Source organism: Paenibacillus crassostreae, from assembly GCF_001857945.1.
Taxonomy (GTDB): Bacteria; Bacillota; Bacilli; order Paenibacillales; family Paenibacillaceae; genus Paenibacillus_AQ; species Paenibacillus_AQ crassostreae.
The window spans coordinates 4,403,139-4,428,347 of record NZ_CP017770.1 but is presented as its reverse complement, the minus strand read 5'-3'; the positions used below and the strand labels follow the sequence as shown (position 1 = coordinate 4,428,347).

The 25,209-nt window shown below is 37.1% G+C and carries 21 protein-coding genes, 1 pseudogene and 1 riboswitch; of the genes and pseudogenes, 5 read left to right on the top strand and 17 right to left on the bottom strand.

Going from position 1 to position 25,209, the window contains the following annotated elements; translation table 11 throughout:
- Positions 1 to 2 precede the first annotated feature (2 nt).
- The 7 genes from LPB68_RS20530 to LPB68_RS20500 all read right to left on the bottom strand — a co-directional run bounded on the left by LPB68_RS20530 (position 3) and on the right by LPB68_RS20500 (position 7,297).
- Positions 3 to 899, bottom strand: coding sequence for a carbohydrate ABC transporter permease (locus LPB68_RS20530; RefSeq protein WP_068655481.1), 897 nt, complete (start codon positions 897 to 899; stop codon positions 3 to 5).
- Positions 900 to 1,059: 160 nt separating this feature from the next.
- Positions 1,060 to 1,773 (bottom strand): XAC2610-related protein, encoded by a 714-nt coding sequence (locus tag LPB68_RS20525; RefSeq protein WP_157756156.1) that lies wholly within the window; start codon positions 1,771 to 1,773, stop codon positions 1,060 to 1,062.
- 102 nt (positions 1,774 to 1,875) lie between these two features.
- Positions 1,876 to 2,268, bottom strand: coding sequence for a DivIVA domain-containing protein (locus LPB68_RS20520; protein ID WP_068655485.1), 393 nt, complete (start codon positions 2,266 to 2,268; stop codon positions 1,876 to 1,878).
- Between the two features lie 162 nt (positions 2,269 to 2,430).
- Complete coding sequence (locus LPB68_RS20515; protein WP_068655487.1) at positions 2,431 to 2,790, bottom strand: replication termination protein; 360 nt, start codon at positions 2,788 to 2,790, stop codon at positions 2,431 to 2,433.
- A gap of 335 nt (positions 2,791 to 3,125) precedes the next feature.
- Positions 3,126 to 4,169 (bottom strand): serine hydrolase domain-containing protein, encoded by a 1,044-nt coding sequence (locus LPB68_RS20510; protein WP_068655489.1) that lies wholly within the window; start codon positions 4,167 to 4,169, stop codon positions 3,126 to 3,128.
- A 300-nt stretch (positions 4,170 to 4,469) separates the two neighbouring features.
- Positions 4,470 to 5,765, bottom strand: a complete 1,296-nt coding sequence (locus tag LPB68_RS20505; protein ID WP_068655491.1) for an NCS2 family permease — start codon at positions 5,763 to 5,765, stop codon at positions 4,470 to 4,472.
- 63 nt (positions 5,766 to 5,828) lie between these two features.
- Positions 5,829 to 5,927: riboswitch (purine riboswitch) on the bottom strand.
- Positions 5,928 to 6,208: 281 nt separating this feature from the next.
- Positions 6,209 to 7,297: a nucleotidyltransferase domain-containing protein gene (locus LPB68_RS20500; protein WP_068655493.1), complete on the bottom strand. Its 1,089-nt coding sequence runs from the start codon at positions 7,295 to 7,297 to the stop codon at positions 6,209 to 6,211.
- A gap of 246 nt (positions 7,298 to 7,543) precedes the next feature.
- Here LPB68_RS20500 and LPB68_RS20495 point away from each other — a divergent pair, with 246 nt between their 5' ends.
- Positions 7,544 to 8,731, top strand: coding sequence for a YhgE/Pip domain-containing protein (locus LPB68_RS20495; protein WP_068655495.1), 1,188 nt, complete (start codon positions 7,544 to 7,546; stop codon positions 8,729 to 8,731).
- Positions 8,732 to 8,777: 46 nt separating this feature from the next.
- Entirely contained in the window at positions 8,778 to 9,317 is a 540-nt protein-coding gene (locus tag LPB68_RS20490) for a PadR family transcriptional regulator (RefSeq protein ID WP_068655497.1), read from the top strand.
- A gap of 163 nt (positions 9,318 to 9,480) precedes the next feature.
- Here LPB68_RS20490 and LPB68_RS20485 read toward each other — a convergent pair whose 3' ends face one another.
- Positions 9,481 to 9,942, bottom strand: a complete 462-nt coding sequence (locus LPB68_RS20485) for an SRPBCC family protein (RefSeq protein ID WP_068655499.1) — start codon at positions 9,940 to 9,942, stop codon at positions 9,481 to 9,483.
- 453 nt (positions 9,943 to 10,395) lie between these two features.
- Here LPB68_RS20485 and LPB68_RS20480 point away from each other — a divergent pair, with 453 nt between their 5' ends.
- Complete coding sequence (locus LPB68_RS20480) at positions 10,396 to 11,088, top strand: hypothetical protein (protein WP_068655501.1); 693 nt, start codon at positions 10,396 to 10,398, stop codon at positions 11,086 to 11,088.
- A 282-nt stretch (positions 11,089 to 11,370) separates the two neighbouring features.
- Here LPB68_RS20480 and LPB68_RS20475 read toward each other — a convergent pair whose 3' ends face one another.
- The 7 genes and pseudogenes from LPB68_RS20475 to LPB68_RS20440 form a co-directional block, all read right to left on the bottom strand.
- Positions 11,371 to 12,465: a Ger(x)C family spore germination protein gene (locus tag LPB68_RS20475; RefSeq protein WP_068655503.1), complete on the bottom strand. Its 1,095-nt coding sequence runs from the start codon at positions 12,463 to 12,465 to the stop codon at positions 11,371 to 11,373.
- Positions 12,440 to 13,483, bottom strand: a complete 1,044-nt coding sequence (locus LPB68_RS20470) for a spore germination protein (protein WP_257786638.1) — start codon at positions 13,481 to 13,483, stop codon at positions 12,440 to 12,442. The genes LPB68_RS20475 and LPB68_RS20470 overlap by 26 nt, the downstream gene beginning before the upstream one ends.
- A gap of 103 nt (positions 13,484 to 13,586) precedes the next feature.
- Positions 13,587 to 15,062, bottom strand: a complete 1,476-nt coding sequence (locus tag LPB68_RS20465) for a spore germination protein (RefSeq protein ID WP_068656647.1) — start codon at positions 15,060 to 15,062, stop codon at positions 13,587 to 13,589.
- A 491-nt stretch (positions 15,063 to 15,553) separates the two neighbouring features.
- Positions 15,554 to 17,013 (bottom strand): annotated as a pseudogene (locus LPB68_RS22445) (IS1182 family transposase).
- Between the two features lie 220 nt (positions 17,014 to 17,233).
- Positions 17,234 to 17,965, bottom strand: a complete 732-nt coding sequence (locus LPB68_RS20450; RefSeq protein WP_418303847.1) for a CAP domain-containing protein — start codon at positions 17,963 to 17,965, stop codon at positions 17,234 to 17,236.
- Positions 17,887 to 18,963 (bottom strand): IS3 family transposase, encoded by a 1,077-nt coding sequence (locus tag LPB68_RS20445; RefSeq protein WP_068655511.1) that lies wholly within the window; start codon positions 18,961 to 18,963, stop codon positions 17,887 to 17,889. The genes LPB68_RS20450 and LPB68_RS20445 overlap by 79 nt, the downstream gene beginning before the upstream one ends.
- Positions 18,960 to 19,472: a transposase gene (locus tag LPB68_RS20440; protein WP_068655513.1), complete on the bottom strand. Its 513-nt coding sequence runs from the start codon at positions 19,470 to 19,472 to the stop codon at positions 18,960 to 18,962. Before LPB68_RS20440 ends, LPB68_RS20445 begins: the two co-directional genes overlap by 4 nt.
- 169 nt (positions 19,473 to 19,641) lie before the next feature.
- Between LPB68_RS20440 and LPB68_RS20435 the strand changes: the two genes are divergently transcribed.
- Positions 19,642 to 20,805 carry a GGDEF domain-containing protein gene (locus LPB68_RS20435; RefSeq protein WP_068655515.1) on the top strand — a complete coding sequence of 388 codons (1,164 nt, stop codon included), beginning with the start codon at positions 19,642 to 19,644 and terminating at the stop codon, positions 20,803 to 20,805.
- A gap of 6 nt (positions 20,806 to 20,811) precedes the next feature.
- Complete coding sequence (locus tag LPB68_RS20430; protein ID WP_068655517.1) at positions 20,812 to 22,089, top strand: ABC transporter substrate-binding protein; 1,278 nt, start codon at positions 20,812 to 20,814, stop codon at positions 22,087 to 22,089.
- A 97-nt stretch (positions 22,090 to 22,186) separates the two neighbouring features.
- On the opposite strand, the gene LPB68_RS20425 is transcribed toward LPB68_RS20430, so the two are convergent.
- Positions 22,187 to 22,510, bottom strand: coding sequence for a YnfA family protein (locus LPB68_RS20425; protein ID WP_068655520.1), 324 nt, complete (start codon positions 22,508 to 22,510; stop codon positions 22,187 to 22,189).
- 124 nt (positions 22,511 to 22,634) lie between these two features.
- Complete coding sequence (locus tag LPB68_RS20420) at positions 22,635 to 25,025, bottom strand: ABC transporter ATP-binding protein/permease (protein ID WP_068655522.1); 2,391 nt, start codon at positions 25,023 to 25,025, stop codon at positions 22,635 to 22,637.
- Between the last annotated feature and the right edge of the window lie 184 nt (positions 25,026 to 25,209).

Genomic DNA, 25,209 nt, shown 5'->3' with positions numbered 1-25,209 from the left:
TGTTAATAGTTGACCCATTTCTTCTGAGCTAACCATTGGAATAATGTAATGAGCATAACGAATCCGAATAGGACAGAAGCAATAGACGATGCATAACCAATCTTTAGGTTTACAAAAGCAGTATCATATAAATACCACACCATCATTGTCGTCGAGCCGATCGGTCCACCCTGCGTCATTACGGCAATGAGATCAAATACTTTAAACGTTGATATAATTCCTGTCACCATCAGGAAGAAAGACGTCGGTGATAACAAGGGGAATGTAATTCGTGTAAACTTCGTCCATCCGCTCGCGCCATCAATTTCAGCTGCTTCATAGAGATCTTTTGGTATAGACTGCAGACCCGCAATGTATATGATTAGATTGAAGCCGATCGATATCCAGATCGAGATCATCATGATGGAGATCAGGGCAAAGTTAGGATCTGCGATCCATTTCGGTGGATTAGCAATCCCTATGGATTTAAGTATCTCGTTAATAGGACCATATGAAGGCTGGAACAATACCTGCCATACGACACCAACCGCCACAACCATGGATATATAAGGCATAAAGTAAGCCACTTTGAAATACGACTTAAAATACACATGTTTATCAATTAAGATAGCAAGTAGCATTGAAATGATCATATATATCGGTACGGTTAGTAGAAATAGAAGCGTATTACGAACAGATTTAATAAATAGAGGATCATTTAACAGCTTCTTGAAGTTCTCTATACCAACCCACTTCATCCCATCCCATCCCTGAACAAAGTTCCAATCGGCGAATCCCAGAATTATCGTAGCTATGATCGGCAACAGAACAAGTACAGATACTCCAATTAACATCGGACTCACGAAAAGAAATCCTGCCAATGTCTCGCCCCGTTGGAGAGAATGTCGTTTGCGTGCCATGTCAATCACCTCATTTTTCTCGAATTAGTAACGTATAATATTCAATTTCATAATCACCTATACAGCTTTGCGTAATTATGAAATTGATTCATTATATATTTATTATAAAAAAAATACCGTCAACGTAATGACGGTATTTTGATCTTATTGACGCTAATTTTTACTTATTGTATTGACTCAGTGCCATATCATATTGTTTCGTAATCTTCATCTCGTTATAAGAGAATTCCATCTCGGTAATGTGTACTACATTATTAACTTCATCTATGATTTCTTCTGTCTCTTTTACGAGAACAGGCACTTCATCAATATATTTATAAATATCCTCGTAATTCGTTGTGGCATTCTCTCTAACCGTGGATTGTATCCATTCATTCTTAGCATCGAACACCGGTGAAGTAATCATTTCTAGATTCCCATTCGCTACATATTTAGATGACACCTCATCCCACAACCAATAATAATATGGTATATTAGGCCCGGCTGGCTGCGATCGCTGAATTCGAATATCCTTGTATCCGTCGAAATCCATATCTTCTACAATAAAACCTAAATTTTCTTGATCTGATGTATCCGTGTCTTCGAAGTGAAGCTCTTGCTCCGCTTCAGATTGATAGATTACGATTTTGTTAGCAGATGATGTGTATTCGTTTTCATTTCCATATATCTTAAATAACATCTCCGTCAATGTCGGATGTATGGTATCTTTTATACTAATAATTAGACCTGGCTCATCTAATGTCTCAACTTCATCTCCATCTATCGTTTGATTAAGATCACTGCTATTGGCATTTTGAACTTTCGAGCAAGAAGTAACCAGAAGCATTCCTACTATTAATAACAAAAAATAAGAATAATATTTCTTCCCCATCATATTTTCCCCCATTAAAGAAATACTAAAAAGCCCTTTCCCTTTCCGTATGTACGAACATTAGTGTTACAGAAAAAGGCTTTTCTCCATTACTATGTATATTGTTTATTCAATAAAAAAATCTTGTTCCGGTCGTAATGTGGCTCTGATTTGCTTCAAATTCAGTTCCATTTGCAATACGATATCCTCAATTTGTGCTGGATCAATGGTTGGCTTCATAGAGACATCATGCTTCACTCCTGCCTTGATATCACGAAGAACGATCTGCTGCTCCTGCCATTTATCCATTAGATCAGCTATTGTCGCATAGAAACGTTCATAATCTTTAATAACCTCATCCAGAAAAGAATCTACCTCATCTGGGTCATATCCTCTGAGCTTATTACTAAATGCTTTCTCGTGGATCGTTAAAGCATCTAAATGAATCCCCAATTGAGCGAATAATTTTTTTTGTTTATCTAAACGTCGTTGCATATGTACATCTAGTTCCAATTCCATTCCTATTCCCCCTATGATTTACTGTCTATGTTGTGAAAGACTATTTCATTATATTCTTATGTCATTAAATTATATCTCATTTTACTTCAAAAGTAGAAACACCTGTTTCTTTTTTGTGAGAATGTCCAATTTCCATTGTTCTTATCACTGAAATTTCACGATTTAATAATTATCGTTCACTGCTTTGTTTAAAATACCAAGACAACGATCAAGATCTCCCTTAATTTGCTTCTTATATAATTCAGCCTTCTCAGACCCTTCATCCGTAAAGTGATATAAGACAATCTCCTGGAAATCTACTTTAGGATCATTCCCCTTCAGATGCTTCGTCCGGTATAATACCCCTTCTTGCACCAATTCATGAAGCGCACGATAAATTTCACTCTGTGGAGGCGAATAACCGAAACTGCTGAAATCTTTCCGAAGTTCTTCCAACATCTGATAACCATACCCTCTTTGTTGTTCCACCATCGTAATTAAGTAAACTTTGATAAATGCACGTTGAGCAATCATGAACCCCATGGGTGTAACCTCCTTCAATGTAAAATATCTTCGTATGGTAAACCGATACGTTTACGGATTGTCCTTACAACTTCATTATAACTAACTATTTCCAATATTGCACAGCATGTATTTTTCATATATTACTTAAGGAGTCCTTTGATACATTTTTGTGATGTAATTAAAAATTGCATAGTTTGATTATGCATGAATGAACTAGGTGTATTTTTTGACCTTACTATTGTGAATTTTTCATATGTTGAAATTATCATTATAAAGGGCAATTAGTGCTCGATACTTTTAAGGAAAAGAAAAAAACTGAAGGCTTTATGCCCTCAGTTCGTATGGTTATTTCGTTATTTCGTCATCATAGCAAGTTTCATCGTTAGCCTAATTGGGAGCGACGCATTTGCCAGCTGGTTTACATCTCCTACAAAATATAAATCTTTAAAAGGATAGTAAAACGCAAACGAACCTGATGATCCAGAATGGCCCATTAGCTCACCTTTCCCCGTATACATCGTGATCAACTGACTTAAAGGTATTCTCATATAGCCACTACCATAGTAAATGGGTCCCATCGATGCTTGAAGCTTATTATGTAATGGTAGCTTATCTAATATATCTTTACTAAACAGTTTCCCGCCGAAGAAAGCTTTAATGAATATCATTAATTCACGAGCGGTAGTGATACATCCTCCACTAGCACCACTACTCATAATAAATTTGGGGCGATGGATTATTTTATTTCGGTGATAGACATTCGGCACGAAATCTTCTTCGTTTTCAGGGAGATATGTGTTCGACAGCGATAGTGGTTCAAATATAAATTGCTTATAGGCTTCTGCTAATGTTGAACTGTTTACTTTTGTTATGATTTCACCAAGCATGTCAAAATTTATATCTGAATAGTAAGCTTTTTTCGTGGTGCGAGGTAGGAAATGAGGTTTTAACTTCTTTACCCATGCCACCGACTCATCAAAGTTAATGTAGAAATCCTCATCAACGACACGGTTCTTCGCACTAGCTTTTCCTTCTTCAAATACATCTGGTAATCCACTGGTCTGGAATAGCAACTCAGATAGAGTTAGATCATAAGAATTTTCCTGACCACGATAGACATGAAGTCCACTTAACATAGTACGGTCGAAATACTTTGTGACCTGATCATCAAGTGACAACTTCCCCTGCTCTTGTAAGGCGAATATACAGGTTGTAGTAAATAGCTTAGTGATACTTGCTAAGATCATTGGTGAGTCTACTTCCATACCACCGTAACCTTTGTTAAATGAGAAGTCACCACTGGTGTTCTCGACTAATAGAACAGCCTGATGGATTTGCTTAGAGTTAGTGGCTTGATTAAAAATCTTATCTAACTTATTCAATCTATTGGTCGCCATAGATTCTCCTTTCATTAACATAATCTAATATTAATCATAGTTACATATTCTCAGTAAATCAATGCCTCCAATAGCAATAATTGCAAAAAGAACATCTAAATCCGGCCATTTTCCGCTTTGGACACTTTTAATTGCTATATGCAATTATATTCCCTCCAATGTTTCTCATTCACTAATAAATGTACTTTATGCAACTACTGGAGAACCCTTCTGCACAAAGACAGATCCTAAGTCCACAAACAAAACCACAACCTCGTCATAAATATACGAAGGTTGTGGTTTATTGTTGTTGAGACTTGATCAATGACTGAAGAATGCAAGTTGAATGAAAAACAACACGGCAAACAAATAAAAGATTGGATGAACATCCCGCCATTTACCGCGAAGAGCTTTTAAGATCGGATAGACAATGAAACCGACGCCAATCCCTGTAGCAATGCTATAGCTCAAAGGCATGAGCAGAATAATCAGAAATGCGGGAAAAGCAACTTCAAAGTCATGCCATTCGATTTTCTGCACCGAACCGATCATGAGGAATCCGACAATGATTAACGATGGGGCTGTAATAGCTGGTATAGCCGACAGTACCGAGATGATTGGTGAGAAGAACAAGGTAAGCCCAAGCAGCAAACTAACCGTTACAGCTGTTAATCCTGTTCTACCACCTGCTGCAACACCTGCGCTTGATTCGGCATAAGCCGATGTTGGGCTTGTACCCAGCATCGCACCTGCTGTCGTACCAACCGCATCTGCAAGAAGTGCGCCACGCGAACGAGGGAACTTTCCGTCTTTCATGAGTCCTGCTTGTTCCGCAACACCAAGCATCGTTCCCGTTGTATCAAATAATGTAATTAATAAAAAGGTATAAATAACTGAATAAAGCCCGTTCGAAAATACACCCTTTATATCCATATGAAATGCGGTCGAAGAAAGCCCATTAGGTAGCGCTATAAGTTGTTGTGGTATTTCAAGCAAGCCCATGAACCACGCAATGACCCCCGTGATCAGCATCCCAATGAATAAAAAGCCCTTTACTTGATAGGACATAAGTACGATCGTAATAATGAACCCGATAATCGTCAGCAGTGTCATAGGACTCGTTAAATCACCTAGCGTTAGCAAAGTTGATGGAGAATCCACGACGATTCCTGCTTTTTGTAATCCGATAAAGGCAATGAACAATCCAATACCTACAGTAATAGCATGTTTCAGACTGGCGGGGATCGCATCCAATAGCATATAGCGGAACGAAGTCAGCGATAACAATACGAAGATGACTCCTGCGATAAAGACAGCCCCAAGCGCCGTCTGCCAAGACACGCCACCTCCCACAACACTAAAAGCAAAATAAGCATTGAGCCCCATTCCAGGAGCTATTACGATTGGATAATTGGCACCAAGCCCAATAATCAATGTGCCAATTATACTAGCTAATACAGTAGCTACGAACACGCCGTGAAAATCCATACCCGCTTCGCTAAGAATACCTGGGTTTACGATAACAATATACACCATCGTAAAAAATGTTGTAATACCTGCTAGAACCTCCGTAGTGATCGAGGTTCCTCGCTCTTTTAATTCGAACCATTTCTCCATGTCTACCGATTCCTCCAAAAAAGTAAAATAAAAAATCCTAACTATAGTATAGGATACGTTAAAACGCACGTATCCTATACTCGTAGTTAGGATTTTTGGTTCCTAGTAGAGACCCTCAAACCATATTATTGAGGATATACGAGTTGGTTGCTTCCATAGATTAATAGATTTAAGAACACATGTCAATCAATTATCGTTAATTTTGACGTTTTTTCCGAACGATTATATTATTTATGATTGTTATTATTCGTCTATATATATCAATCATTCGAATTAGCGACCGCAGTCTAAGCCTTTCTCGAACGCATCAAAAAAACCAGTCCGTATGCAGTCCGGTTTTCATTGTTAAATACATATGCTTGATCAACTGTTCTATCATTGTCTCGATTTCATTTGGGGTAATCTCCATCCAGATTATTTTGTTCTCTAATACTGCTGGAAACCTAAGAGCTCAGCATCATGTATTGCTCATATAATTGCTCGAAAGTACCGTATCGTTCGACTTCCCTTCCTACCCTATTGTATTCTTCCAAATATTCATCCATAGCCAGCAGAAACTTTTCTTTAAATAAATGAAGATGATCTGCGTCAAAATACTGCATTAAATCAACCTTTTTTGTCCCTATCATTCGTGTCATTTCGTCAAAATAATTTTGTGCGCTCATGGCTACATGATATACATAAGATTTATCATTTAATTCCACACTGATGATAACCTTATTGCGTACGTTACACCATAATTCCTCATAAGTGCCACGGAGATTATCATAGGTCGGCACAGGTTGTTCTGCAAATTGCTTATCCATTTTATCATAAAGGTCAACCATGCTTTTTAGGAGAGCATATGATGTATTTCTAATTTCTTCGATTGTCTTAGCTTCGATCACAGCCATATATATACTTTCAAAACAATCAGGTTTATACGTATATGTACATATTTCCTCAAAATATCTCTTAACACCCCGTTTAAAATAGGTATTATTCAAATGCGTCAGCGCGTTTAATAGATTGTATACAACTTCAGATGAGGCATACCTTATTGTTCCTAGATCATCAGAAAGTAATGTATTTGTATATTCCTGTTTTGCTGTAGCTATACACTTGTTCGCTCTACTTATGCATTCGCTCCCTATAGGTTTTGCCAATGCATCGAGTGCTCTCTGTTTATATTCATTAAACCTTTCCAAATCTTCAGGGCTTGCACAATATAATATCTGTAAATCTATTAGACACGAAACCATTTCACTCTCAAGCTTCGCTTGATCCTCTATTCTTGTACTCCAAGGAGTACAATATATATCGTATCCGACATCCTCTAGGATAAAACACGAAGATATGCCCCAACCACGGTCAGTATTATTAATGATAATTAGATCAAGGTCGCTTTTTTCATGGAAATCTCCCGTACTAAAAGAACCTGTAAGCCCAATGATTGCAATATCATCAGGAAAATCCCTCTTAGCACGTTCAATAACCATACGAATAAGGTTTTCGTTTTTATTTATGATTTTTTGTCTATTCACATCATCCATATTCATCTTCCTCTCTATCATATACCGTTTTGATTTTATTATATAAGTATCAAGATTGAATAGATATTCCGACTTTAACTATATTCATTCTATACCACATAAATAAGACGTACAGGAGTTTTCCTGGCGTCTTATTTTCATTCAAATTGACATTCGAATTTAATTGTCGTAGAATAAATCCCAGTCACTCAAAGTACTTTGATTAAAGTACTATAAAAAAAGCGTCTTACAGAAAGGAATTTTACAGTGAAATTTACACAATTTTTGAAATCCAAAGGGGCGATTGCTTCTATCTTTATGGGGGTGTTCTATGCCGTTGCGATGCTTGGTATTTTCTTACCAGGATATACAGCACTTCCAGGGAACATGGATGATTTAAAAGTCGCTATCGTTAATGATGATGCAGGTGAATATGGAGCTCAAATTTCGAGTCAATTTACAGAGAGCTTACCATTCAAAACGATAAAAACCGATGTTTCGAATAAAGAAGCGATGGATGAATTAGAGCATAATGAGTTAGCTTTAGTTGTTCATATTCCAGAAGAATTCTCCGCCAATGTTCAAAGTGGCGATGTATCCGCGAGTATTGATTTCACAGTCAATGAAGCTTCTGCCACCATGGTATCTTCAGCGATGTCTTCCGTTGTAGGGGAAATTAATAAACAATTAAGCGCAAGCTTCTCTCAACAAACCGCACAAGGTGTGTTAATGAACTTTAACGTACCAGAAGAACAAGCAACAGCAATTGCTGCACAAATTGAAAACAGTTATGTTGGGAATTATGTGGTCATCAATGATGTTCCAGATGGCATGCACAACAACATGTTACCCATGTTCTTAAGCATGGCTAGTTATACTGGTGCAATGATTGCTGCAATGCAATTAGTTAGTTCATTTAAAGCAAACCGTGGGAAAGCAAGTAAGACGAAATTATTTATTTTCGTACAATTAACAGCTCTTGTAATCGCAGTAATATCAACTGTCGCTGCTTTAGCCATTTCATTCTCTATTGCAGATGTAGAGCTATCATTACTTTTACCAGTCGCTGCTCAGCAAATTCTAATGTATATGGCAGCATTTAACGTGTGTGCAATTATGATCTTCTTATTTGGTGAAGGCGGTATGATTTTAAATCTACCAATCCTTTTAATGCAGACGATCGCCAATGGTGCTACCATGCCTCGTGATATGATGTATACACCATACGATTGGTTCGGCCGTATCACACCAATGTATTATTCAGTACAAGCTTATTTCGCACAAATGTTTGGTTCTATTAGCCCAGCTCCATACTTATGGGGATTAATAGTCGTATTTATCGGTGCTATGTTGATTAACATTGTAATCGTCCGGTTTGTTCATAAACCAATACCTATGACTGAAGAAACTGTTCAGACCGTTGAGGTTAAAAACATAGCTGAAATAACTGCCTAGGTTTGGTAAGATGTAGTTTAGCCAACGATTAGGAGTGGGTTCAAAGATGTCAATTCAAATTTATATTTTAAGTAAGTTAATGGATGAAAATAATTATCCGTATAAATTAAAAAAAGAACTATCCTACCCTATTCCCTTTGATCAAATGATTAACCTATCTGAAAGCAAACTTTATTATCACTTTGATTCTCTCTCGAAACAAGGCTTAATTGAACAAATAGAGATTATCAAAGAAGAACATCGCCCAGACAAGCAGGTATTTTCCATTACTGATAAAGGACGTAAGCAGCTCCCACTCAAAATTTATCAGTTAATAGAAAATGCAGAATCCATTTCAGAAATGATTGTCGGTCTTGTGAATCTTCGTTTTGTAGAGACTGACAAAGTGATTCCGATTATCGAGAGGAAAATTGAACAGTCACTGATAAAAAAAGACCATTTAAATCAAATTTATCATCGAATAGATGTAAATGGTTCCACTCGTGAAGTCGTAGATTTCATGGAAAGCTACTACGTATCTCAATTAGAGCAATCTATTCACTGGTGGGAAGTTCTTTTAGAAAAGTTAAAAACAAAAGTCATGTAAAAAGAGAATGCCCTGGATGATGATCATCCAGGGCATTCTTCTTGTTTCGATTTCATTTGGTGTAATTGTCATCCAGATTCTATTATTTTCTATTACACCAAAGGCATATTCCACAACCTCACCAATTGTACTGAAATATGATCTGATGCGGAACCGCTTGAAACTAAATGTTAATATTCCCCTCTGACTCAGCGACCGCTTTTACCTTCTCCAAAAACTGAACAACAACCTTATCGCTAGCAAATATTAGGAACATCTTCATATACCATTTCAATGGATTATTGGTTACGGTATATCTTAACTGGGTTTTCTTATCATTCACGCGATGCAATTCATACAACCCAGTGATCTCAAATAAGTTCGCCAATGTAAATCCGATCTTTAGTCTCTTATCATCCGGAGTATTTGAATACTCTAACGTATGGACATCGTATTCCTCAATACGTTTGCCTTCTTTGTAATGTTGACGGTAGACACTGCCGATGCCTTCTTCAGTAATCTTGATTGGATCATTCTTCACCACTTGTGGCATAATCTTCTGCATATCTTCTAACGAGCCGTTCAAATATGACCATACATGCTCAATTCCAGTGTTTATCTCAATTTCTTTTGACCATTGCTTCAATATGATAACCCCCAAATGATTATTCTTGATTGCCTTAATTCATATTAACATTTAACGAGTATCTAGTCTCACATATCCCACTTCCTCAAGAATTCCACCCTATACAACAAATATTTTTTTGATCGACATGTAAAAACGAGACTTAAGAACTATATTAGTAGGTATATAGAATTGTAATAATAAATGAAAATATACCTACTTCCGTCCCTAAATCTGTTATAATATGATATATTCATGTAGGATTTTATACATATGGAAACGAGTATACCCTTTATACTATAAGTTTGAGTGGATTTCCTGTTTTGATGTAACTATATTAACGGAATGAATCACTCCGAAATATATAATCTTTATTTAAATTGCGTAGGCGATTATGAAATTGATTCTAGTTCGTTCTATTTATGTTATCCTATTAGATATTATGTCAGTAAAGTAGGGAGAGTAGATCACAACATGGCAAAACCTAAAAACCTTTATCTGCATATCGGACTTACTTTGCTTGTTTTTGGCATAGTAATGTTGACATATCTATACCCTATTCCATTAATATACGGTTATAACATTCAATTATCCAGTTTATTCCTCATTCTAGCCATTTCACTACTAGGTCGAAAGACTTCAATTATAATAGCCTTACTAGTCTGCCTAATTCAATGGCAAGTATTTGGTCAGTCATTAATCGTATGGCTTACCTTTGGCGAGATTATATTTCTTACACTTTTTAAAACGAACCGCGTTAAATATATCGCGATTGACGCTGCCTTCTGGTTATTCTTTGGCTCCCCTGCAATCTTACTATTGATTTATTTACAAACAAGCCATTTGGATACAAACTCGATTTTGTTGATCTTAGTCCTTTTTCTCAATGGTCTGAGCAATGCGCTTATTGCTGAACTTATTCTCGCCTATACATCTATTAGAAACCTTATCAATGGACAGAAGAAGAAAGCCATCACTTTTCGGCAAATTCTTTTTCACTTAGGAATTACTGCTGTCATTATCCCATTTGTTTTCTTCGCGATCATTATTGGATGGTATCAAAGTGATTTGATTACGGTGTTTGTCAAGATAGTTGTCGCATATAGCTCTTTTCCTAGATTAGATATTGTTCATCTTTCCTACCGCGCTTCGCTTGCTCTCCTGTAGAGGACAACTAGCAGTTATGATGTATACATAGGTATTTGACGTGACTTATTTGATCGTCATTTCTTTCAACTCTGCCGAATTTAAAATACGTGCAGTAAAAGAGAATCTTATAGTTGAAGGTCCTTCTCAAATCTTTACCGAAAATGATTTTTCATTTATAGTATTTTCTATTGGGTTTTACGGTGGGATTTAAATCGCTTTTTTTATTCTCTAATAAGCAATCTGTAGTTTTTTAAAAAGACTTTACCATACACGTGAGTGCGTTTTTTTCTTTTATTGTAATTAACTTTTTGCGTTTGAATCCGTCAAAGGCTCAATATTAAACTGATAATCAATCTTAATGTCCATCTTCTCGAAAAGTTCAATCCATTTTTTTTCATCCATTGGTTTTGAGAATGGTTTTAATGTATGAATGCCTAGCTGTAATGGATCCACATTCAATTCTTGCATCTTTTTTACTAGTTCTTGTGTTTGTTTTTCAAGATTGGATTGGATATCTTTTTTCAAATCTTCTAAATCCTTTGGGTCAAATAATTGCTTTTCTCCCCGGTATTCTTCAATTCTTGAGTCTATATTCACTGTATAGGTCATTGTAGACAAGCTTTTATTGATATCCACTTTCGTTTTAGACCTAACATGACCTAGAACAACTTCTAATTCTGGGATCGGTAAAACTGCTAAGTAGTGATCGTTGTTTAACAGCTGGAAGATACGATCATCAAAAGTTGTTATTATTTCAACTAGTTTATCATTTTGAAACAGGGCTGTACCTTCATAGCTGATAGCGTCATTTTCTATTTTGAATACAGGTAAGAAAGGATCTGAATAAGGAGTATATAACAAATTTTTAAATTCATGTAGATTAACGACACTTAATTCTCCCTGATTTTTTTCCTCATAGTGCTTCAGCATTCGGTAAAAAGAGTAATCAAGATTTTCTTGTTTGTCCAATTGATTTTCCAAGTATTCTTCAAAATTTCCTTTTACGATAACTAAATAGATTCTCAAAGAAATATCCGGATCAGTCAATAACACATTAATAATGGACATAATCCCCTCTTTTCCGAGGTCTTCATTAATTATCAGCATTCGCATTTGCCCAGATTTCATTTCGTGGTAGAAGTTTAAATTAAAATTCCTTAATCCCTCCTTTATGAAGCTTACTTCTTGCGTCATTACACTCTTTTTTTCTTTGCTTAGAGGAGGCAAAATCGTACTGATTTTTATTTTACCTTCATTCCCTTTACTAAGTGATAAAAATGTGACTGGAGCAAGCTCTTCAATAATGTTATTTTCAGTAAAAGGGGCACATCCAGTTAACCATAATGCCATAAATATGATTGACAATTTTTTAGCCATCTTCTTTCGTAGTCTCATGTTTATTAACCCCCTTTATCTTCATCACTACGATAATAATAATTGGAACCACTAAGTAACTTAAGCTTCCTGCTAAAATTTGAAGATTAAGTAAAATAACCTGCTTTTCATCTGACTTCCAAATCCATTCATTCACAAGAATCATTCCAATTAAAATAATGAATACACTGAATAAAAAGCCTACTCGACTGGGTGGTCTCTCCATTTTCCCATTAGCTATTTTAGATGCTCCATAAAACAACAGTAGAAAAATTGAAACCGCAAAGACGATGTTAAATAATTCCAAAGAAAGCATGACCATATCAATACGTTCAATTACTGGATTTTGAAAATAACGGGCCATAGTGACAATTGGAAATTGACTTTTGCTTAAATAATTGGAACCGAAATAGAATAAGGACGCCATATATAAGGATACATACTCTATAACGGTTAGAGCATTGCCATAAGACAAATAGCGAAATGTCTTATTATTTGTTTTAAACCACGGTCCCAAAAATACCAGAAATTCAGGCCCTGAAAATGAAGATAAAATTAAAAATATTCCTTTCCAGAAATTACCACTTAATTCCATTGGAATAATCGGATATAAATCACTGAGTTGAGCTATTGGAGGAAAGAAGAAAAAAGCAAAGAATAAGAACATCCAAAATGTACACAAAAATGAAATCACGACAAAACGTATAGTTTTTTCAACGCCCTTCCATGCTACATACAAACAAGACAACAGAATAAAAAAGATAAGCCAATTTGAATCTGTAGCTGGAAACATAAATATTTGAACCATTTCCGAGAATCCTAACATAATCACGAAAAGTTTAAGCAGGATAAAGAACAACCCGATGAATGAGAGGAGACGTACAAGTTTTTTTCCGAATAATTGGACAAATCCGTTGTATCCTTCGCTAGAAAACCGGGTTAAAAACCATTTGGATAAAAGAAGAATGTTTAGTTGAGACAATATGCCGACCGCTATAATCACCCAAATCATATATGAATGGATCAAAAACCTTGGCATAATCAAAAAAAAGTAAAGCATTTGGAGGCGATTTACCATCAACATGACATAGAACCCATTATAGGTTTCATTCTTATTAAATAATTGAAGGGCTTCCATCAGTTCATCTCCTAGTTTGATATCTCTTCATCTTCAGCGGTTTAAGATGTTCTGGACGCTCCTTCATTTTGACTAAAGGCCCTCGAATGAATAGGTCAAGCCAATCTTTTCCGTAGAAAGGGGCAACAGGGGATAAATATGGCTGCTTGAGTGAAGACAAGCCATTAAGGTGGGCTAAAATGATAATCATTGCCAGAACAATCCCTACTATCCCAAGAAACGAAGAAAATACAAGAAGAATGAATTGAAGCAATGAATTCGCCTTTGTCACAAGGTAATTAGGAACAAGAAAGGATCCGATAGTTGAAATCCCTACCATGACAATTAACACCTTACTTGCCAAACCAGCCTCAACTGCTGCTTGACCAATTACAATGCCCCCAATAACTCCAAGCGTTTGACCAGTCTTTGTTGGCATCCTTAAACTTGCTTCTTTTATAATTTCAATAAACATCAACATGATAAATGCTTCCCAAAAAGGAGTGAACGGAAGCTTGCTCCTTGACTCCACCAAGACGAAAAGTGTTTGTAAAGGAATCATTTGATAGTGATGAGTTGTTAATGCCACGTAGAATGGGATCAATGTGATAGACAGAATAAAACTTACATATCGGATGATGCGCAAAAAACTGGCAACTACCCATCGATTAATATAATCCTCTGGTGATTGGAACAAATGAAAAATAGTAATTGGGGCAACGAGAGCAAAAGGTGTATTGTCTACCAGAATCGTAATTTTTCCTAATCCCAGAGAATAAGCAACAACATCAGGTCGGTCAGTTTGCTGAAACTGAGGAAAAATACTGTCTTGATGTTCCTCCATGAATGCCGCTACTTGAGAAGAATCAAAGAAGAGATCATAATTAATTTCCGAAATCTTCTTTTTGGCGGTTGAAACAAATTCTGGATTGGTCAGCCCTTCTATGTACAATAAGACCACATTTGTCTCACTTAAAGAACCAACGGTGAACTTCTCTGTTTTCAGATCATGTGTTGGAAGACGTCTACGAATGAGCGTAATATTTTGTTCTAGCTGTTCACTGAAGCTGTCTTTTGCTCCTAAAAGGATGGTTTCAGTATCGGATGGTTCAATTGCACGTCCAAGTGGATTTTTTAAAGGGATAGCGAACCAAAGGTTTGACGAAGAGTCAAATAACAAGACTGATCCTTTAAACAGCTGCTTTTTTGCCTCTTTAAAAGTGGAAATGGAGTTTATTGTTGAGTGAACATTGCATTCCTGAATGGATTGTTTGGAACAGTTAGATAAAGGTTTTACAATGCTTTCATTTAATCTTTCTTGGTCAATCAGGGTTCTTACGTAGATAAGATCAACATTTTGATTTTCAGAAATGTTGATTTCCACAAATTCCGCATCATCCATTTGAACGAGGGCTTTTTTTAGAGCTTCTATTGATAATTCTGATTCTGTGTTTGATTGAGAAACAGGCTTAATTTCATTTGATTGTTTTTTCCAAAACATGAACATCCCTCACCTCTATATGTAAAAAAGCATTTTTGGAAGAACGGTAAAATTCCATATTCATTCCATTGTTAGCTTTTTAAGTTTAAAATATACGAAACTAAATTAATAAGATGCAGAGGCACACCCTTAACCACCCAAGAAATCAAAGGCGATCCATAAAACAAATGGAAGGACAAAATTTAAATTTGCTCACTATCTCAAGCAGGATTCACTCCCTTACGTACCCATAATTTTGAAGAAGAATGAGTGTTTTAGCATCTAAAAGGATAATCGCATAAAAAAACGGTCATCTCTAAAATGAACTGAGCCCTTATATTAGGACAGTTTAATAAAAGAAACCTTGCAGCTTACGTTGCGATAAGATGACTTCGGTACTGTGCGAGGCCACTGAAGAACTAGCGTTGTTAATTAGTTGAAGACATGTATCAAATCAAAAAGGCGACATTTCGTTCAAATTAGAACGGAATGTCGCCTTTTTCTGTGTTCTTTTACTTTGATTCTTTCATGAGGGTAATGATTCGTTTGAGATTAACAGAAAATATCGCCATGGCACCTTGTAATTGCATACCAATTAGACCCGAGGAAGATGCCACATCATACCCGTGTCTATGTTTGAGCTCACTATTTTTCGCCTCGATTTTATACCGCTCTTTCGATTTCTCTTTGAAATCATCGCTGTTTTGAAATGCTTCTTTTCTTTATGTTCTGTTGATTTGATGGTTACAGAATACGTTTTACTTTTCGCTCCTTCTTTATAACACCCTTGCCTCATCGGGCATATTTTGCATTTTTCAATATCAAACATATAGGTATCTTTTTGGTTGTCATTGATGCCTTTCTTCCCTGTTCGTGCTTTGCGGATCGCCATATGTCCTGCTCTACATACGTACATTCCAGCATCTTTATTGAACTCGAATTCTTCTTCCTTTTTTCGAATCCCATGTGTAATATTAGGATTTAACTTAGCCACTAACTGTAACTCATTTCGATTAGCATACTGAATATTATCTTTTTCTGAATAGGCTGTATCCCCAATCACTATTTCAATTTTCATTCCTGTTTAACGGCTTTTCTCTATCAGTGTTTGGAGCTGCTTCCCATCCGTTTTTTCGCCAGTTGTAATTACCGCAGATGTAATAATACGTTCTTCATTCATCGCAATATGTGTTTTATAGCCAAAGAAAGAGGAGTCGGCTGTTTTGTGCCCGACACGTGCATCTGGATCATTGGTTAGTTGAAGGTACTCTTCGTGATCTTCTACAATTTCTTTTAATTAGTTCAGCTTTTCTTTTACTTTTGGGTATTCTCGAATCGCTTCTTCTTTTTCCACGATATGAATGACTCTTCGGCAATAGTCCAGTTCATCTTCTAATTCGTTTGTCGTTGTTTTTGATGGGAATTTATCTTTCATCTTTTCATCGATTTGATAAACTGCTTTTCGTAGCAGTTTAGATTTCTCCATCAAGATCTCTTTGGGTGATTTCTGATTGAAACGCGCTTTTGTATGTGTGGCGTCCACAATAATAGCGCTACTTTTTATGATTTCTTTTTCCAATGCAATTTCTACTGTTTTTTGAATAAGCATGTCGAGCAGGTTTACATCTTTCAAACGAAGTTTGCGAAACTTCGTTAAAGAACTCGAATTTATAACTCCATCTTCTGGCGCCGTATCCAGGAAATATTTAAAGGACATGTCATATCTAGAACGTTCTACTACATCCACATCGGATAAATCAAAAATTGTTTTCAGTAATAAGTATTTGAACATACGAATAGGAGGTACTGCATTGCGACCGTTATCGAGGCAATATTTATTTTGTAATTCTTCATGGACAAAAGAAAAATCAACGAGGTCATTAATTTGACGGAGCATATTATCTTTAGGTACGACTATATCGTAAATTCCCATATACGGGCTGAGGTTAAGAGTTTGTTGGTTTGAAATCATCCGAGACACCACCTAGAATTATTACAGCCATTATACAGCAAAACAGAATACCCTTCCTCGTAAAAATTGAGGAAAGGTATTCTGTTTCTAAGATATGGACTTTTTCAGTGGCCTCGTACTGTGCCGGAGTCATCTTTTTTAAATTCCACTGTTTACATGTTGTATTATAGTGCACACATTCGGGGCTCAGTTCAAAATTGAGATGACCGTTTTTTTTATTTTATTTTTGAATAAATTGTTGTGTCCAATAATGCCCTTGTGCATCATAGCCAATTCCAATATGAGTATAATTACCATTCATAATGTTTGCGCGATGACCTGGTGAATTCATCCATCCTTTTACAACTTCTTCAGGTGTTCTTTGACGCATTGCGATGTTTTCTGCAGCAGATTTGTAATCGATTCCACGTGCTTTCATTTGATCGAATGGTGAACCTAAAGTTGGACTATTATGATCAAAGTAATTGTTACTTCTCATGTCTGTTGATTTTGCTCGAGCAGATTCCGTTAGTGGCGCATCAGTAGCAAGTGGTTTTAATCCACCTTTTGCACGCTCTTGATTCGTCAATGTAAGAACTTGTTTCTCTATAGCAGAAATCGAAGTATCTGGTTTTTCTTGTTCTGGTTGAGACGGTGTTGCTGGTTTTTGTTCAACCGGTTTTTCAGGTGCTGGAGCTGGAGTAGCAGGTTTTTGTTCTACTGGCTTTTGTACTGGTTTTTCAGTTGCAGGTTTTTGCTCTACCGGTTTTTGTACTTCTGGTTTTTCAGCAACCGGTTTTTCCTCAACTTGTTTTTGACCAGTAGGTTGTATTGCCATATATTTAGCTAACATTTTTTCAAATTCGTTAAGACTTTTCCCTTCCAGTATCTTGCTCACCGGATATTGTTGAGAACGTGCTGACAAACTATCGTTGACTTTACACGTGGGTGCATCGGATTTAATGCGACTGATTCGATTGGATCCCAGTTTCTCGTTGATCTTGACCAACGTTCTGGATGTTTTTGTTTTGCAAGTTCATATACTTCACTTCGTTTTTTTAGTACGTCAATATGGACACCTGTATGTCGCTGTTCGGGTGTCACAAAATTGATTCCACTGTGTTGATGTTCATGAGTGTGCCAATGAACAAACCTGGCGGTCCATGCTCGTGCATCTTCAATTGATTGGAATCCGTTGTAGGGGAACTCTGGTCGGTATTTTAGTGTTCGAAAAACGGACTCGGAATACGGGTTATCATTACTAACGCGCGGTCTGGAGTATGAGCTTTGGATGCCTAGTTTTTCAAGTAACACTTGAAATGTCCCTGCTTTCATCGGACTGCCATTATCGGAGTGTAAGACAAGAGGAGCCCCGAGAATTTTTTCATTTAGAATGGCTTTTTTTATTAACTCTTCGGCGTGCGCAGCGTCTTCTGTTTCCCATACTTCCCAGCCGACAATCTTCCTACTAAATAAATCGATGATTAAATAGAGCTTATAAAACAATCCTTTAATAAGACCCTTTAACCAAGTAATATCCCAGGTCCATACTTGATTGGGAGCTGTCGCTAAATAGCTTTCCGGTAATTTCATTTCTGGTCTTTTACTTCGTCCGCGATGTTGCTGCATTTTTTCTTCACGCAATATACGATAAAACGTTGATTCAGAAGCGATATAAATCGACTGGTCTGCAAGCTTCGGTACGATTTGTGAAGGTGGTAAATCTACAAACTCTTCTTTTTTGACGACAACTAATATTTCTTGTCTTTCTTCTTTAGTTATCTTATTTTTAGGTTCAGGACGAAGCGCATGAGGACGTTGATCTTTCTTTATACCACCATCTGAAACCCAGCGTTCATACGTACGCACACTGATATTCAGTTCTCTACACGCACGAGCTAATCGAGCACCATTGCGATTAGCTTCCTGAATTAATTCAACCGCAAGTTCGCGATCTGGTGGGTTAATCATTCGTCCTCTTGATCCCCCCAAATCGCTCGGGCCTTTTTTCGTAGCAGTAATAATGCCGCGGCTTCTGCCAATGCCTTTTCTTTTTTACGCAGGTCTTTTTCAATCTCGGATGTACGTCGTCTTTCTTCTTTCAGTTCTTGAGAAAGTCTTTTGGTTTGATTGATTTCACCCGTGTTTGCGTTTAGACAAACGGAACGCCATGCGTCAATCTGCTCTTTGTACAACCCTTTTTTTCGGCAGTATTCTGCAAGCTCTGATTGATTCATCGAGTAGGATTCCATGACAACTAGAAATTTATCTTCACTACTCCAGCGTTCAGCAGTCTGTCCATTTCCCGGAGTTGCATTTCCGTCAGTTCGTGCTTTTTGCCTCCACTTATAGAGCGATTGTTCTGAGATGCCAAGTTCATCACTAATACTCTTTATCGATTCGTTATTAGGGGGCATCATTCTAACAAGGACAGCGTCCTTAAATTCCTGCGTATATCTTTTCCTATTTTCATTATTCATGTCGCACGACCTCCATCTATTATTTAAATTATAACAGGAGAGTTCTATACGACACCTATCCTAACAGAGAGGGATTACGAAGCGCGCTATACAGCTAACTTCTTCAATTAATTTAGGCATACAAGGACAACTACAGAATTGGGATTCTAAGGATGATAGGCTGCTTCAGTTGCATTCGCTTCTTCAATTAGGAAGACTTCAAGAGATTACGGAGAAATACGCAGAATCAGAAGAGCCTGTACGTATTATGATTACAGATCATAGTGGATATATTTTGGTGGACACCCATAAGGTCAAGAACGTTGACGCACAGAACTGGAAGGAAACAGGGGAAGTATACAAGGCTGATCAGGATTTATACTTGTGGCTTCCAGAGCAAAATTATTACTACGATTCTGTTCGCTGGGATCGTTCTTACTTTATCTATAATGCACCCATGTACGATCAAACGATGCAAATTCAAATCGAAATACCTTTCTCTTACTTTGCTGATGATATCTATCATATTTATACTGTGAATTTCGCTTTAATCCTTGGAAGTATAATTATCGCTACTTTGGTATGTTGGACCCTCGGTCGATTAATCAATCTTCATTTTATGAAGCTCATTCATTCGACTGTTAAGTTGCCAGAAGAAGTTAGGAAGAACAATAAGCTCAGTCTTCAAGACAGTCCAATTCTTGAACTTAATTGGTTACGAGATAACTTTGACCATATAGCACACAAACTCTCGGCTATGTTTGCAGAATCGGATGAAATGAATAGTAGCTTGCAAGAGAAAGCTTTAAAACTATCTCAATCCGAAGAACGTCTCACACAATTGGCATTTACTGACAACCTCACACAACTGCCTAACCGAAATTACTTAATGCAATACCTACAACACCTAGATGAAATAAATGATGATCAATCCGGATTAACCGCATTCTTGTTTATAGATTTGGATAAGTTCAAGAACGTTAATGATAACATGGGACATGCCGCAGGGGATGATCTCTTAAGCTATGTCTCCAAAACATTTACCCAAGTTGTTAGTCTAGGTACCGTCTGTCGTCTTGCTGGAGATGAATTTGTCATTATTCTTACTGAGACGAACCTACAAGAAGTGAACCATACTTGTGAGAGTATATTATCTGCCTTCTCTCAACCCATCTTAATAAAGCAGCAATCTTATGAAGTGAAGATGAGTATTGGGATTGCGATTCATCCTTTAGATAACTTGAGTTTTGAGCAAATCTTAAATCTGTCTGACAAAGCGATGTACAAAGCAAAATCCGAAGGCGGTAGCAGTTATGTCTATTACTCAAATCTACTATCATCAGAACGGAAGTGACTCACAATGCGCAAATATTGTATCATCATTCTATGCTTAAGCTCGATGCTTCTCGCTGCATGCAGTAACCCAATGCTAAGCTTAACTCCATATTCATTCGAATCTGCACAGCCATCATCACAACCTCTTGATTCTAACGAACAAGAAGAAGCACAAGATGAACTAACCATCTGGTCCTATTATGATATGAGTTATTCAGATCAGTTATTTGAAAGTAATCATCCTGGTGTTAAGATACATTCCACTCAATTTGAATATAATGAAGTCGTGGATACCTATATCAATGCTTTCCTTACAGGCGAAACACCTGACATCGTTATTTTTGATAGTAGCCATATCAGTCATTTCAATGGGATTGATACACTGGAAGACCTTTCTTCAGAAGTTTATGATAGCAAGAAATATCTCGCCAAATTCCCACCAAATCTAATTCCGATGTTTTCAAGTTTCGATCAAAAAAAGCTAATTGCCATACCTGCGGAGATCACATCTGCTCTAACTTTTTATAGAGCAGATGTGCTAGAAGCTAACGGTTTCCCATCCGATCCAGATGAGCTGGCTGCTTACTTAGAGTCCCCTAACAACTTGATCAATATGGCTAAAGAATTGAAGAAGCAGAATATCTTTATTTTTCAATATTATACAGAACCATTTGATATTGTTACTTCAGGCTACAGCATGTTTAATATGAACATGGATTATAACCGATCCGGTCAAGACTTTGAGAACGCGCTCTATGTCGCCAAAGAAATCAGAAAATGGGGACTGGCATTAAACATTTCAGTTTGGGATACTTCAGGTCAAGAAGCTTTACGGGATGGAAAACTTGCTATGATGTACACGGGATCCTGGGGAGTTGATAACCTGAAGCATTCGTTCCCAGAAATGGAAGGTCAGTGGCGAGCAACTGCATTACCGTTCGGTATATCAGGCTATCTAGGTGGGGCTGAAGCTGGAATCGTCAATACCTCAAAGAACAAGGATTTAGCTTGGCAATATATTCAATCCATAACCAATGTTCTTAATCCTTCTATGAATCAATCCAATCAGCAGTATTTGGGTGGACAAGACCTTATTCCATTGATATACCAAAATGTTAATAAACCAATGAGCTTATTCCCCTCACCTATAGACAACGAACTGGCGGATATTTGGGATAAAAGGGTTCATATGATGATTCAATCAGACGATTCAGTTTCTGAACTTTTAAAACAGACCGGTGAATATATCGAACTATTAACTGAAGAGGATCGCACACTTCTCAAGAAATTTATTCAACCATAAAGAGATTTTGTAAACTATTCCTAAATTGATAAATGCCACTTTCCATTCGACTTAGAATGAAAGGTGGCATTTATTTATTGACTATCGTTACTCCTTATTACTGACGTGGTGCCAGAATTACAGCAACACCAATTAAGCATATACCTGCACCTACCCAATCATATAAATCTGGTGCCTTTTTATCAACTCCCCATCCCCACAATACAGAAAGAACGATAAATACTCCTCCATAAGCAGCATACACTCTACCAAACGATGGGAATGATTGAAATGTAGCAACAATACCGTATAAAGCCAAAGCTATTCCTCCAAAAATACCCCAATAAAATGGTTTACCTTCTCTTAACCATAACCAGATTAGATAACCACCACCTATTTCTGCTAAACCCGCAAGTATAAACAAAACAAATGCATATATCATTTCGAACTAATCTCCTTATACTTTTTTAATCAATAAAGTTATTAAATCCCTTTATTATACTAAAAAAAGGTATGCTTCACACAAATAGATTGTGTGAAACATACCTAAAATTAAAATCAAGTAATTACTCACTACGCAAAGCTGTAACCGGATCCTTCTTCGCTGCCATCTTAGCAGGAATGAATCCTCCAAGCATCGTAAGCACAACACTGATAATCCCTAATGTTATAGCATGAATCGGGTTAAGCTGTGCAACATTGGAAAGCTCAGTGAGATTAAAGAGTATTGCATTGACTGGGATCGTCAATAGATAGGTGATACCAATACCAAGAACCCCTGAGCACACACCAATAATAAAGGTTTCTGCATTAAAGACTCTTGTAATATCCTTCTTCCGTGCACCTAAGGCGCGAAGGACACCGATTTCCTTCGTTCTTTCCATCACTGAAATGTAAGTGATGATACTAATCATAATAAGGGATACCACAAGGGATATTGCTGCAAATGCAACCAATACCATTGTAATACCATCCATGATTCCTCCTGAAATACTTGTAACAATCGCTGCTAAATCTGTGTACAATACCTGGTCTTCCTCCGCTAAATCTGTATTCCACTCATCCAAGTAAGTTGTGATGGATTCCTTGGTCCCAAAATCTAATGGATACAGAGAAACCGATGTTGGAATCTCAGTTGCACCTAACGATGCAAGGATAGCCTCCTTAGTTGAAGTCGTTGGCATAGCGGCTGCCATAGCAGCGGCCATACTCGGATCCATCGAAGGCATTCCAGCTTGAGTCATCCCTGCCATTCCACTACCAGCAATATCATCAGACAGGATTTGACCTGTTAATACGTTATAGTCGGCTTCCTGTTGTGCCTTTACAATTTCTGAAGTTTTCGCATCTTCAATGAAATGAGTTGCGAGTTCATCTGAGTATGCAATTCCCGCAGGTAAGGTAGACATTTTAGAATCTTCCTGCTCACGAATGACACCAACGATATTTAAAGTAATCGCTTCGTCGTTATTATACATATCCATCAAATTCGAAGCTGTTCCATTCACGGTGAACTGCTCACCATTTTTTTTGTAGAAATCATCATTCTTTATGAGTTTTAACTCATAACCAACTAGGTCTGCTAGATTAATACTATCGACATTATAGTTAATGCCTAACGCATCAAGTGCTGCATTGTTCATACGGTTATACTGGTCCACAATCAATACAAGATCCGTTTCCTTCGTTGGGAAACTTCCCTCAAGAACATCATAATACTGTTCTAAGTAACTTCCAGAGGTATCCTCCTGTTTACTTGGATAAGTGGAAAAGCTGACATTCCCCTTATTCACCGTGCTCGCTATTTCTCCGTCAGATTTTAACATATTCAAGTTAACGGTACGTGTATAAGATATCCCATCCATGAGTTCAGGATCAATCTTATCCAGATAATCTAAATATTCGGTTGTCAATACATTCGTATGAATGATTGAATTCTCCGTTGGATCATAAGGAATCAGCGTCTTCTCTGTTGGATACATGGGAAGATCTGTACCGCCCATAGCAGCATGATCTGACACGTCAACACTCATAGCGCTCTGGCTAATCGTAATTGGAAAATTCGACATAGCTCCTGTTTCATAAGTACTAATCTGTTTATCAAACCCATTCGACAAAGATAAAATTAACGCAATGCCAATGATACCAATACTAGAGGCAAAAGCCGTTAACCCTGTTCTCCACTTCTTCGTCGCAATGTTTTTACCCGACAACTTTAATGCGGTTAGGAAGTTCATGCTTGTTTTCTTAAGGGTATAGTTAGATGTTGCCTTTTGAGTTGCAAGCGGATTGGTATCCGATACGGATGATCCATCAGAGAATTTAATGACGCGATCGGCATATTGTTCCGCTAATTCTGGATTATGCGTAACCATAATGACAAGCTTGTCCTCTGCGATGGTCTTGATCAATTCCATAATTTGTTCACTAGTCTCTGAATCCAACGCACCTGTCGGTTCATCTGCCAGAATAATATCTGGGTTATTAGCAAGCGCGCGGGCAATGGCTACACGCTGCATCTGTCCACCTGACAATTGATTTGGTTTCTTGTGGATATGGTCTTTCAATCCTACCTTTTCAAGCACTTCAATAGCTTTTCTGTTCTTCTCAGATGTAGATACACCGCTAAGTGTCATACCCATTTCTACGTTGTCCACAATACTTAAATGTGAGATCAGATTATAGCTTTGAAATATAAACCCAACACTATTATTACGATAAGCATCCCACTCGCCATCTTGGAAATGCTTCGTGGATTGACCGTTGATAATTAGCTCTCCACTGTCATACTGATCTAGACCACCGATCACATTTAATAACGTCGTCTTGCCTGAACCACTTTGTCCTAGAATCGCTACAAATTCACTTTCCCTGAAATTAAGGCTTACTTTGTTTAAAGCTACCTGGGTGAAATCTCCTGTTTTATAACTTTTAGTTATATCTTTCAACTGTAACATTTGGTTGTTTTTCCCCTTCCAAAATCCATACTCTTTTTAATGGTATACCTAAGTATATCTATCAAATATCAACTCAACATCAACTTGAGCTAGATTAAATAGAACCTTCACCAAATGGATACATTTCAGTGGTTTATATTTACTTTATACTTATGAGGTATACTTATATTCGTACAAGCATCAT